Raw genomic sequence first — 11,370 nt, 5'->3', positions numbered from 1 at the left:
TAACGGGCGCCTCGAGCACCTCCGCGGTATCGCGCTCGGCTTCCGGAACCTGACCCACTACATCGCAAGATCACTCCTCGAGACCGGAGGATTCAGGCCCTCTCTACACTCTCAAACGCGATGAGCCCTCATAGGCGGGCAGCAGCAACAGGGGATCTCAACGCCGAGGGGAAACCCCAACATCCTCATCTTCACGGACCCGCACAAGGGCCAGCGGTACGGCTACGACCTCCACGAAGGCCTGAGAACTGACGGAATATACGCGTACACCGGCGAGGGGACCCGCGGAGACCAACAGTTCCTCAGAGGGAATGCTGCGCTCATTTCTTCTGTCAAGGACGGTCGATTGATCAGACTCTTCACCGTCCAAGGCGTGGACGCGACATACGTGGGAGCCTTCACGCTCGCTGATCCTCCGTTCGAGTACAAAGAGATTCCGGACGTTGACGGTGCCATGCGCCGAGGCATCATCTTCCTGCTGGCGCCAGTCGATGCGGATGTTGCTCGGCTCGTCGTGCGCAACGGGCCACAGCTTCTTCAACCCGTGATCGCTGATTGGATCCAGCCTGACAGCGGAGGGTTCACGATCGACCTCCAACCGCGCGAGTTCGAAATCTCCCGAGTCGAGTTCGATTTGCAGGCTTCATTCGGCAACTGGCTGAAGTCGAAGAACCACGTGGTGCAAGCTTTGTCGTTGCCCGCAGGAAACACACGTATTCGCCCCGACATCTACGACAGTACGGCGGGTGAAGTCATCGAGGCGAAGAAGTCAACCGCGAGATCGTACGTCCGAATGGCGATTGGGCAATCACTCGACTACGCGAACAACGCACGACGTGCGGGCATCCGTGCCAAGCCGGCGATTTTGCTCCCGGGGCGTACCGAGGACGACCTCACTGAACTCTGCCAACGGCTCAACGTGCGAGTTCATACGCGAGATGGGAACGTGTTCCGCGAGAGTGCTTGGTAGGCGGGACAGGACAGGGCACTACGTAGAACGAGATATCAGAGCCGCAACTGCCGGCAAATCAGGGCTTGCCCAATCCAGCGCGGCGAGGTCAGCACGTCGAACCCAGCGGAGCAGATCATGGTCGGTGCTGTCGATCGGTTCAGCTCCGTTCGCATCTATCAGGTAGCAGCTCAAATCAATGGCCATGTCATTGACTCGGGTGACTGATCTGTCGATTAATTCCAACACGAGGACGCGAATCTTCAGTTCTTCGAGAATTTCACGGACGAGTGCGTCTTCAGGCGCCTCCCCAAGTTCCACTTTCCCCCCCGGGAACTCCCAAAGTCCAGCCGCAGTTTTGTTGGGTGCCCGCCGACAGGCGAGGACTTCGTCACCGCGCAGAAAGATACCGGCGACAACAATCAGCGGTGGTTTGCCTGTAGAACTCACGTAGACAGTGTGTCCTACTGATCCAACGAGTGGTCAGTTTTCGCAGCCGACGCCATCGCCATCGCGGTCAAGATGCGAGGCGTACCCGGGATCGCCAACGTACACAGGCGCGGCTCCTGCAGCCCTAGCCTCGGTGCAGTTGGCAAAGGAGACGCTTTGCTCAGGCGCAGGCTCGGGGGCCGCGGGAGCGGCCTCTGGTGCTGCATAGAGCGGAGCGGGGGCATTCTGCGCCGCGTCCGCCTCCGGCTCTGCCACCGGAGCCGGATCGGCAACGGGGGCTGCTTCGGCGACGGGAGCGACAACCGGCTCGGCGGTGACAGTGACGAACACGGTCTCCGTGGGCGCCTGGACGGTCGAAGTCACGGTGACTGTCGGGGCCGGCTCGGCAACTGGTGCCTCACGAGGAGTCTGCGCTCCTCCAATCGAACTGCCGACGATGCTAACGACGAGTCCCGCACCAAGGACGATGGCGCCAATCTTGCGTGAGCGCGGAAGGCCCGCCCAGCTGCTTCTTCGTGTGATCAAGACGTAGAGCCCTGTAAGGAATCCGATCAGGCCGGCAAGCGCCAGGAATGTTCCGACGCCCCCGTTGATCGCCGCGACGAGCAGGAGTAGCACCATGACGCCGGCCACAACCCAGGAGAAGGTCGTCATGCGAGAACGCCAGGTTGATTGAGGGCGCTGCGTGGGAGCGGGATAGAAGGACATTGGGCCTCCAGAGATTGGGGGTCCGTTAAGCCTAGAACTGCCTGATTGAATCGATAAACCTCCCCGGAGATCAGGGGAATCTAGGCATAGGGCGATTGCCTCGAAGGAACTCGGGCGACCGCTTCGTCTGCGTGAGCGCTGGAGCCCCGCGTGCTAACCTCCATCTCACGTTCACGAGTTGCAGCGTCAAGTACCTGGCTAGCTGCACGGCAACCCTCTACCTGAGTGGGGTGCCCCAGGGGAAGAACGGGTCGACACCGTCCGGTGTGCGACAAGTCAGTTCACGCACCAGGCGGTGCCGAGCGCGGTGAACCCGCGCCACGCATCCGCTGGCCGCGTGGCGTACCCGTGAGGAGCGCACCCATGCCCGAAACCCCCACCCCAACCGACGACACCGGCCACAACCAGAGCGGCGTCTCCCTGATCCAAGCGAAGCGCGACTGGAGTGCGGAGCTCGACCAGGACGCCCTCGCCGCGTTCCGAGAACTACCCCACGAACTGCGCCGCGAGTGGCTGCTCGCCGTGCTGCGCTGGCCGCCGCACACGCACGCCACTCCGACCTTCGGCATGGCGTTCCTGTTCGGCATGTTCCGCAAGGGCCAGCTCGACACCAAGCCCGACTGGCAGGAGTACGCAGGGCGATGGCACCAGCTCGGCTTCTCACCCATGCTGTTCCTGCTGCTCAACGTTACGGCGCAGAACCTGGCGCGGCTCCAACTCGACGCGCACGAGAAGGATCCGAACACCCCTTCGCCGAAGAAAGCACTCAAACGTGCCGGCTTCGAGCAGGGCAGGATCGGCTACCGGGCGGGACACCTGCGCCCCGGCGACTGGAAAGCGATCCCAGAGGCCTACGACAGTGGCGACTTCGCCAACGCAGTCGGCCACTTGGTGACCAGAGCGGGGGAGACCCCAAGCGGATGCGCGACCTGCGTCGCCCGCAAGCTCGAGCGTCGCGCCTTCCGCGACGAGGGGCCGCGAGGCGACGGCAGGCTGCGCGACCGGAACCTCGAGCACCTGAGCCGGAAGCCAAACACGCGGACTTAGGGCGACCGGTTCCTCTCGAAGCCACTGCACCGCGTGCAGTGAACACCGTTCAGTGGTTTTGAGAGAATGGTCCCCGTCCCGGAAGCCGTGGTCCGGCGGGCAACGAGCCACCGGCACCCGATCTGGATGCCAACGGAGAGCGAGCCGAAGCCCGGCCGTAGGGTGGTCGCGTGAGCTACGCGATCTCGATGACCATCCAGACCCAACTCCGCACAGACCGGCCCGTCTGGGTGACCGAGTATCTACAAGCGGTTGTCTCCAAGGACCCGACTGCTGGCCGCGGCCCCGATCTGGCTGCCGGTGCACCGCACTACCAGTGGGCCGAGTACCTGCCTGAGCGCGACTGGTTCACCGGCGTACCCTGCGGCCTGGCCCCCGGCCTGACCGCAGACACCGAACGGTTCTGGCTCGCCTCCGACTTCCACGACGACTTCATCCAGCACGACACGTTCTTCATGGAACTCATCGGCAACTACACCGCAGGAGACAGCATCATCGGGTCCATCTGGAACGACATGTCGGCGACCAAGTTCACGCAGTACGCCTCCATCGGCGGAGAGCTGCACCTGCTCTCCGCCGACGGCGGATGGCACCCCGCGAACAGCGAGTCGTAGCAACGCGCACACGTTGCGCGCCGCGCCAAAGGGCGCAAGAGCGCCTACGCGTCGACGACGCCCGTGAAGCGAGTCCCGATGCCGTACGAGAACTCGCGCGTCGTTCCGGGGGCAGGCTCCGGCAGCTCATCGAGATCGTGGTTGTCGCACGACACGTACGTGAACTCCGGCCACCACTTCTTCGGCCGCACCTTCTCGACCGTCCCGCACACCTCGCACGTCAGCGTCGCCCACACGGGACGCTTGCCCGTGCGGTTCGCGCGCGACTGAGCAAGCCACGCCGGCGGATTCGCATCCAGCTCCGCCAACGCCTCCTCGGCGATATACGGGGGGAGGCCGTTCCGCTTCGCCATCTCGAGCGGAATGTCGAGACGGATCGCGGCGTCATGTCGGCTGAGCTTCATCCCGACAGCCTAGAGCCAGGCTAGAGGGCAGGCGCGCCAGCAGCATCCGCCGCCGGATCCGCCGCCGCTCCAGCGGCAGAGCCAGAAGCAGAGCCAGAAGCAGCACCAGCAGCCGGCAGCGGTGCGAGATACCGAGCGAGGCTGTCGTCGAGTTCATCCACCCACTTCGTGTGATGCGTGGATGCGATCGTGCCCGTCATCACGGACCGGTACGCGCGATCGCGGTACCCCATGATGTCCTCGGCCTTGTCGTGCTTCCACTCGAGGAAGATCTCCACGACCTCATCCAGATCGAACATCGGGTAGTCGGTCGCCTCGATCAGATCGCGCACGTAGTCGGCCTGGAAGCGGATCTCATCCGCAGCCCCACCGATCGCGTGGAAACGCTCCAACCACGCAGCGATGTCGGCCCGCCGCGCATCGACCCCAGGCAACACGACGTCGCCCAGGATGACGTCGCGCACGAACCATGCCTGCGCGTCGAACATGTTGAACGTGAACCACTGGTCCTGCGCGCCCAGGTAGAAGAGATGAGGGTTCTGCTCCCACACGACCCCCTTGTAGAGGCCCTCCGGATACACGTTGTTGGGGGAGTCGAGCGCCAGCTCGTTCGGCAGGAACGGGTACTTGTGCAGATACCCCGTGCATAGCACGACCGCGTCGAACTCCTTCTCCGTGCCATCCGCGAAGTGGGCCGTGGAACCGTCGAACTTCGTCACCAGCGGACGCTCCTCGAAGCCGAGCGGCCAGTCGTACCCCATCGGCGCCGTCCGGTAGCTGGCCGTCACCGAGCGCGCACCCATCTTGTGCGCCTGGCTGCCGATGTCCTCCGCCGAATAGCTCGACCCGATCACCAGCACATCCTTGCCACGCAGGTTCTCCGCACCACGGAACTCGTGCGCGTGGCTCACCTGGCCTGGGAACGTCTCGAGGCCCTCGAACGACGGCATCTTCGGGAACGAGAAGTGCCCAGACCCCACGATGATGCGGTCGAACACCTCACGGCTCGTCTTCTTCGACTCCAGATCCTCGCTCACCAGCGTGAACTGCTGCGTCGCCTCATCGAAGTCCACCCAGCGCACCACCGTGCTGAAGCGCACGTGCTTGCGCACACCCGCCCGCTCGACGCGGCCCGAGATGTAATCCCACAGTGCCGGGCGCGGGGGATACGACGAGATTGGTCGACCGAAGTGCTCGTCGAAGCTGTAGTCAGCGAACTCGAGGGCCTCCTTCGGCCCGTTCGACCAGAGATTGCGATACATGCTCGAGTGGACGGGCTCGCCGTGCTCATCGAGGCCCGTCATCCACGTGTAGTTCCACTGGCCGCCCCAATCAGCCTGCTTCTCGAAGCAGACGATCTCAGGGATCTCCCGCCCCCGCTCAGCCGCCGACTCGAACGCCCGAAGCTGTGCCATGCCGCTCGGGCCCGCACCGATGATCGCAATTCTCATGTTCTGTTGTTCCCTGGTTCTGTATGTCTGGTCGAGTTACGTATGACGAAGTACTGACCACCAGGTTAACAAGTCGCTCGATGCACGCGACGAAGCGGGTCGAACCGGCGCACCTCGCAGAGGGCGGGCCACCGGATGCGTGGCTCACGGCATGCAGACCGCCGAGTCCGCCTCGAGCTCCGGCCGAGACGACTCGTACCCGCCCGTCTGCACCGACGCGGCCACGACCGCCGTCCCCATCGTCGAGAACGTGTACGTCGTCGTGACCAGAGGCGTCGGCTTCGAAGTCGCCTCCGTATCCAGCCCGTAGACGGAACCGAAGTCGGGCAGCTCCGGCAGATCCACCTTCGTGGTGCACGTCTGCAGATCCAGCTCATGCTCGGTCGCGAACGCCTCCATCGACGCCGCAGTCCAACCCACGTCGCTCCGCGTCGCGTCCAGCGCCGACTTCAACTCCGACTCGCACCGCTCGGCGAGCGTCGCCCGGAACCTGAACGTGAACGCCACGCCCGTCGCGACGATCGCCAGGACGCACAGCACCACGCCGCCGAACCGGACGTAGCCGAGGTACGCGTCGCTCCAATTCGGCTCGCGGTCACGGAACATCCACCGCTGCCCCGTCGAAGCGGCGGATGCGGGCCACCCGGCCTGCCAAACGCCGGCGGCGGCGAAGAGCGCGGCCAGCGCGAAAAGCGGAAGAAACTCCATGACGGCCGATGCTAGAGCACTGGCCGGGCACGAAGGAGGCGCCGTGAACGCGCAATCACCGCCGAGTCAGCAGGCGCACGTCATGCTCGCGAACTCGTTGAGACCCACGATCGCGAAGATGATGCCCGTGATCAGGAAGACCGGGGCCGTCAGGATGCCGCACCAGAAGCTCGGCGCCTGCTTCTCGCTCGGCAGGAAGAACGTCGCGATCGCCACCCCGATCGTCCAGACCGAGACGGGTGCGAGGAACGGCTGCTCGAACACCCAGATCATCGGCACCCAGTGCAGTCCGACGATGAGCAGCATGACGGGCGCCATCAGCTCGCCCTTCTTGCGCCGCAGCAGGATGAACGCCGCGATGAGACCGCCGACCACCTCAAGTGCCACCATGACGATGTAGATCGTGAACGGCACCGAGTCGACCTGCAACGCCGTCGCGCTCGTCCAGTTCCGGATCGCCGTCGGCAAGGTGATGCCGACCAGTGCGACGCCGGCGAGGCTCAGCACGCCGAACACGATGCGCCACGCCCAATGCCGCGGACGCTCCTGCGCCCACCCGGCCCAGACGAACGTCGCGAAACCGAATATGGCCGCAGTGAAGATGACATCTCTCGGGAACTCGACGGACAGCATGCGCACCCCTTCATCGACGTGCCGCTCAGCCTAGGGGAGCGGCCCGCAGTAACTCAGAGTTCGCTCCGGGGAGAACTGCCCGCGCGCACCGTCGTCGTGCGGACCGTGCCGTTCGCAAGCATCCCGCCAATTGTGACGGTGGCACCTGTCTGCCGGTCGTGCCTCAGAGCACGTCGCGAATCGCGCCGAACGTCGCGTCGGCGTCGTGCAGCCAGAACGGATGCCCGACCTGCGGCAGCTGACGCACATCCCACCCCAGCGCCTCGAGCTCGGCAGGGATCGGCGCAGGGACAACCGCCTTGCCCTCCGCCGAAAGCACCAGCGTCGACGGCACAAGCGGGGCCGCGGAGGCGGTGGGGGCGTGTGTGATCTGATCGAAGATGCCGACCGTCATCTTCTTGTCGAAGCGCTGCTTCGCGCGCTTGTCCAGCACACGCGTCGCCTCCGAGTAGCGTTTGCTGTCGCCGGTGCCCGTCGCTGCGCTGGCCAGCATCACAAGCGGCAGCGTCACCCCGGACAGCGCCCAGAAGACGCGGGCGCCGGCGCCCTCGCTCGGCAGTCCGAGCTTGAAGCCGGGGTCGAGGTAGATCGCGTGCCTCGGCAGCAGTCGCGGCACGGCGCGCACGAGCAGGGCACCCCCGAGCGAATGCCCGACCGCGCTGTGCAGGTCGCCAGGCAGGGTCTCGATGAGGTCGTCGACGAACTCGGCGAGACGGTAGCTCTGGGCCCGAGGGCTGTCCCCGTGGCCGCGCAGGTCGACGGCGATCGCCGTGAACTCGCCAGACTCCGCGATGCGCTCGGCGAGCGAACCCCACAGTTCGGCGCTCGCACCGATGCCGTGCACCAACGCGACCTTCTTCGGGCCGTCGCCGGTGGTGATCGTGTGCAGCTTCATGGGAGCCTTCCCAGCGGGTCGTGGCGATGGATGAGCGCGCGCCACCCGGTCTCACGCTACGCGTCCGACGCGCAAAGACGCCTCGTGCGACCCTCCGGTCGCCTCGCACCCCGCTGTTACGCTGAGCGCGTGTCGGAACCCGGGGTCTTCCTCATCCCGGCCCTCGCAGTGCTGGCTCCCCTCTTCGCGCGCAGCATCTCGCCCTGGGTCAAGGTGCCGATCGTCGTGTTCGAACTGCTGCTCGGCATCGCCATCGGGCCGAGCCTCCTCGGCTGGGTCGAGAAATCGGACCTCCTCGACTGGCTCGCCGAGTTCGGCCTCGCGGCGCTCTTCTTCGTCGCCGGCAACGAGATCCGCTTCCGCAGCCTCGGCGGCGGACTGCTCGGGAAGGCGTCGCTCGCGTGGGTCGTGAGCCTCGCCCTGGGGCTCGCCGCCGGCTTCCTCATCGCGCCGGGTGAAGCGGCTGTCATCATCGCGATCGCGCTGAGCTCGACGGCGCTCGGCGCACTCATTCCGATCCTCCGCGATGCTGGCGAGCTCGGATCACCGTTCGGGAAGGCGACGACCGCGATGGGCGCCGTCGGCGAGTTCGGACCCCTGGTCGCGATCTCTGTGTTCCTCGGCACCCGCTCGCCGGGCATCTCGGCGCTGGTGCTCGCGCTGTTCGTCGTCATCACGGGCGTCGCGATCCTCGTAGCGGTACGCATGCAGCACGGGCACCTGCACCGGCTCGTCAGCGCGAGCCTCCACACCTCGGGCCAGTTCGCGGTGCGGGTGGTCATCTTCACGCTCGCCTGCCTCGTCGCGCTGAGCGCCATGCTCGACCTCGACATCCTCCTCGGCGCCTTCGCGGCGGGCGTCATGTGGCAGATCGTCATGCGCAGCGCGCCCGAGGCGGACCGCGAGCAGGTCGAGAGCAAGATCGAGGCGATCGCGTTCGGCTTCCTCGTGCCGCTCTTCTTCATCTACACGGGCGTCACGTTCAATCTCGACGCGCTGCTCGGCAGCGCGCAGGCGCTCATCCTGCTCCCCGTGTTCCTCGCGCTGCTGCTTGTCATCAGGGGGATCCCCGCGCAGCTGGTTGCGCCCAAGGGTGCGGCGCCGCGCGAGCGGGCGAGCCTCGGGCTCCTCAGCGCGACCGCGCTTCCCATCATCGTGGCGGTGACCGCCATCGGCGTCGACGAGAAGGTCCTCGATCCCGCCCTCGCCTCGTCGCTCGTCGGAGCCGGGATGCTCTCCGTGCTGCTGTTCCCACTCGTCGGCATGGCGCTGCGGCCCGCGGACGCACGGCGAACGTCGCGCGCGTCCGCCTGACCCAAGGCGCAGGTCCGGGCATCCACACGGCACATGACGCTCCGGTGGCGAACGAACCCGCGTTCGTCGTGTGGATGCGAGCCCCCGCGCGAGACGGGCCTAGCGGGGTGCGTGGAACGCGGTGATGTTCGCCGAATTCCAGCGCAGGGCATCCCATTCACCGTGGAACGTCAGCACGGTGATGCCTGAGGTCGGGTAGCCCTGGCGGATCTCCCGCGCCAGGTCCGACTCCTTGTCGGCGGCCAACGCGATCGCCGTGCCCGACACGGTTGGCTCGTGTCCGATGACCAGCAGCGTCTGCACCTCGGCGTCCGTCTCCTTGACCTGCTCGAGGTAGTCGTCCTCGCCACCCATGTACAGGGCACTCGGGAAGTCGGCCGGTGCCAGGATCTCAGCAGTCTCCAACGTCTGCCGCGTGCGCGCAGCGGGGGAGCACAGCACCTTGTCGACCTTGGGCGCGTTCTCGCGCAGCCAGTCGCCGGCCTCCGCAGCCTCACGTACGCCACGGTCAGCAAGCGAACGCTGGCGGTCGTCGATCGTCATCGGATGCTCGGCTTTGGCATGACGGAGCAGGATCAGAGTGCGGGGCATGGAGCCAGCCTAGGGAACTCGACGGCGAACGCTGAGCAGGCTGACCGTGTGCGCTCGGAACGTGGCGGTTCCGATCTTGTCTCCAACATGCTGAACGACCAGATCCTCGACGAACGGTGCCTGAGATCGATCAGCGTTTATATCTTTGAGATCTATGTCGGGTGACCGAGCTGGTCGTGAGTCGCGCGAACCGGGCGGAGCTCGTCGTTCGGCGGGAACGACAGCGTGAACTCGACGTTGGGTACCGTGATGTCTCCCCAGTCGTCCCGCTTCACGCGGACGCGGACCGTCGACACTTCAGTGATGCGCACGCGCAGCCACGCGCCGGTCTCCAAGCGCAGCTCATAGGCGTCGGCGAGATACCCGATTCCCAGATCATCCAGAAGCGTCTCAGCTTCGAACCAGTCGAGTGCCCCGGAGCGTTCCCGTCCGAGCAGATCGATGACCACGAAACCGTCGCCGTGTGGGCGCATCCAACCGAGGAGCTCACCGTCTCCACGGCGATGCTCGATCCAATCGCTGGGGCTCGTCACCCCACGATGCTATCCAGCACGCGGCCCGAACCGTCGGTCTGTGGATAACTTCTGCGAGGATTTTCCGGAGCCGCTACCTTGACGGCCATGCAACCAAGGGGGAAGCGCAGGCGGGCCATCGGCACCGTTCTGCTCGTCATGTTCAGTCTCGGGGCGGCTGTCGGTGTGAGCGGATGCGCGCCCGAAGAAGGCACGACATCGAGCCCACCCCCGAGCCCCACCGCTTCGGCCTCAACTCCGGTCCTTCCCAGCAACGAGGAAGCCCTGGCGATCGTGGAGGAGCTGGTGCCTGCTGCTTCGCAAGCCGAGGCAAGAGCTCGAGAGACTGGAGATTACGCGGATCTCGAACAGGTCGCAGGGCCCGACTATGTGGCGGAAGTGCGAACTAGCAATGAGCAGTTGGCCGCTGAAGGTCTCACGGTGACCGGGGACAAGGTTGTCGACTCCTTGCAGATCCAAAGTGTCACGAGTTCTGGTGCCGTGAATGTCATACAGTCCTATGGTTGCTATGACATATCGGGAACGACGCTCACGAATGCGAGCGGGGAAGACGCTCGGACCCCCGAAGTTCCGCTGCGAGTGCCGGTCGTCTTTCGGATCGAAGGCTCGGTCGCCGGTTATCTACTGATGGAAACGTCGCCGTGGTCTGGTCCAAGTACCTGCTAGCGATCGCGATCCTCGCGAGCACTATCTCCTTCGCGGGGTCGCCATCCATAGCGCCTATGTGTTCCGACTTCCAAATCCAGACGGGTGCCTGCGGTGGCGTCTCCAACGACGGGAACGGCGTTTCCGTCAACGTCGAGGAGACCTACGTGGGTGACCCGGGTCCCTCTGACTCGTACGACGGCGGGGGCTCCGGGGATGACTACTCGCCGGACGACAGCTGGGTTGACGGCGGAGGCTCAGGAGACGATACGAGCGGGGGTGGCGGCCCGCCTCCGTTCATACTGACGGCGCTCACTGAAATTCCTCGGTTCTGCTCATCGAAATTCCCCACTCTGGGTCGCTCCGCCGCATGAGGCGGGCCTTCCTCGATGCTGGTGGTCTCTGACCACACACCAGCCCGAGGAAGG

At 65.4% G+C, this 11,370-nt stretch carries 13 protein-coding genes and 1 riboswitch; of the genes, 4 read left to right on the top strand and 9 right to left on the bottom strand.

Annotated features, from left to right (window positions below):
- Nucleotides 1-346: 346 nt before the first annotated feature.
- Complete coding sequence (locus tag ABVF28_RS17040; protein WP_371031431.1) at nt 347-970, top strand: hypothetical protein; 624 nt, start codon at nt 347-349, stop codon at nt 968-970.
- A gap of 18 nt (nt 971-988) precedes the next feature.
- Here the strand turns inward: ABVF28_RS17040 and ABVF28_RS17035 are convergent, their stop codons facing one another.
- On the bottom strand, nt 989-1,399 hold the full coding sequence (locus ABVF28_RS17035; RefSeq protein WP_371031430.1) for a (deoxy)nucleoside triphosphate pyrophosphohydrolase: 411 nt from the start codon (nt 1,397-1,399) through the stop codon (nt 989-991).
- Nucleotides 1,400-1,432: 33 nt separating this feature from the next.
- Entirely contained in the window at nt 1,433-2,053 is a 621-nt protein-coding gene (locus tag ABVF28_RS17030) for an excalibur calcium-binding domain-containing protein (RefSeq protein WP_371031429.1), read from the bottom strand.
- A 223-nt stretch (nt 2,054-2,276) separates the two neighbouring features.
- Nucleotides 2,277-2,391: riboswitch (SAM riboswitch) on the top strand.
- Nucleotides 2,392-2,470: 79 nt separating this feature from the next.
- Between ABVF28_RS17030 and ABVF28_RS17025 the strand changes: the two genes are divergently transcribed.
- On the top strand, nt 2,471-3,154 hold the full coding sequence (locus ABVF28_RS17025; protein WP_371031428.1) for a hypothetical protein: 684 nt from the start codon (nt 2,471-2,473) through the stop codon (nt 3,152-3,154).
- Between the two features lie 170 nt (nt 3,155-3,324).
- On the top strand, nt 3,325-3,768 hold the full coding sequence (locus ABVF28_RS17020; protein ID WP_371031427.1) for a hypothetical protein: 444 nt from the start codon (nt 3,325-3,327) through the stop codon (nt 3,766-3,768).
- A gap of 44 nt (nt 3,769-3,812) precedes the next feature.
- On the opposite strand, the gene ABVF28_RS17015 is transcribed toward ABVF28_RS17020, so the two are convergent.
- From ABVF28_RS17015 to ABVF28_RS16995, 5 genes are all read right to left on the bottom strand, one after another.
- Entirely contained in the window at nt 3,813-4,172 is a 360-nt protein-coding gene (locus tag ABVF28_RS17015) for a hypothetical protein (RefSeq protein WP_371031426.1), read from the bottom strand.
- A gap of 20 nt (nt 4,173-4,192) precedes the next feature.
- Nucleotides 4,193-5,623 (bottom strand): NAD(P)-binding domain-containing protein, encoded by a 1,431-nt coding sequence (locus ABVF28_RS17010; protein WP_371031425.1) that lies wholly within the window; start codon nt 5,621-5,623, stop codon nt 4,193-4,195.
- 144 nt (nt 5,624-5,767) lie between these two features.
- Nucleotides 5,768-6,331, bottom strand: a complete 564-nt coding sequence (locus ABVF28_RS17005) for a hypothetical protein (protein WP_371031424.1) — start codon at nt 6,329-6,331, stop codon at nt 5,768-5,770.
- 66 nt (nt 6,332-6,397) lie between these two features.
- Nucleotides 6,398-6,964, bottom strand: coding sequence for a hypothetical protein (locus ABVF28_RS17000; protein WP_371031423.1), 567 nt, complete (start codon nt 6,962-6,964; stop codon nt 6,398-6,400).
- 163 nt (nt 6,965-7,127) lie between these two features.
- Nucleotides 7,128-7,859, bottom strand: coding sequence for an alpha/beta hydrolase (locus ABVF28_RS16995; RefSeq protein WP_371031422.1), 732 nt, complete (start codon nt 7,857-7,859; stop codon nt 7,128-7,130).
- A gap of 129 nt (nt 7,860-7,988) precedes the next feature.
- Here ABVF28_RS16995 and ABVF28_RS16990 point away from each other — a divergent pair, with 129 nt between their 5' ends.
- Nucleotides 7,989-9,173: a cation:proton antiporter gene (locus ABVF28_RS16990; RefSeq protein WP_371031421.1), complete on the top strand. Its 1,185-nt coding sequence runs from the start codon at nt 7,989-7,991 to the stop codon at nt 9,171-9,173.
- Between the two features lie 99 nt (nt 9,174-9,272).
- Here ABVF28_RS16990 and ABVF28_RS16985 read toward each other — a convergent pair whose 3' ends face one another.
- Entirely contained in the window at nt 9,273-9,764 is a 492-nt protein-coding gene (locus ABVF28_RS16985; RefSeq protein WP_371031420.1) for a histidine phosphatase family protein, read from the bottom strand.
- Nucleotides 9,765-9,916: 152 nt separating this feature from the next.
- Nucleotides 9,917-10,297, bottom strand: a complete 381-nt coding sequence (locus ABVF28_RS16980) for a hypothetical protein (protein ID WP_371031419.1) — start codon at nt 10,295-10,297, stop codon at nt 9,917-9,919.
- Nucleotides 10,298-11,370 lie beyond the last annotated feature (1,073 nt).

This window comes from Pseudoclavibacter sp. JSM 162008 (assembly GCF_041366455.1).
Taxonomy (GTDB): Bacteria; Actinomycetota; Actinomycetes; order Actinomycetales; family Microbacteriaceae; genus Pseudoclavibacter.
The sequence above is the reverse complement of the archived record's forward strand: the minus strand, read 5'-3'. Positions and strand labels throughout refer to the sequence as shown.

Coding starts and splice junctions, on each gene's coding strand:
- ABVF28_RS17030 (WP_371031429.1), bottom strand. CDS start 2,053: ATGACGACCTTCTCCTGGGTTGTGGCCGGCGTCATGGTGCTACTCCTG.
- ABVF28_RS17025 (WP_371031428.1), top strand. CDS start 2,471: ATGCCCGAAACCCCCACCCCAACCGACGACACCGGCCACAACCAGAGC.
- ABVF28_RS17015 (WP_371031426.1), bottom strand. CDS start 4,172: ATGAAGCTCAGCCGACATGACGCCGCGATCCGTCTCGACATTCCGCTC.
- ABVF28_RS17010 (WP_371031425.1), bottom strand. CDS start 5,623: ATGAGAATTGCGATCATCGGTGCGGGCCCGAGCGGCATGGCACAGCTT.
- ABVF28_RS17005 (WP_371031424.1), bottom strand. CDS start 6,331: ATGGAGTTTCTTCCGCTTTTCGCGCTGGCCGCGCTCTTCGCCGCCGCC.
- ABVF28_RS17000 (WP_371031423.1), bottom strand. CDS start 6,964: ATGCTGTCCGTCGAGTTCCCGAGAGATGTCATCTTCACTGCGGCCATA.
- ABVF28_RS16995 (WP_371031422.1), bottom strand. CDS start 7,859: ATGAAGCTGCACACGATCACCACCGGCGACGGCCCGAAGAAGGTCGCG.
- ABVF28_RS16985 (WP_371031420.1), bottom strand. CDS start 9,764: ATGCCCCGCACTCTGATCCTGCTCCGTCATGCCAAAGCCGAGCATCCG.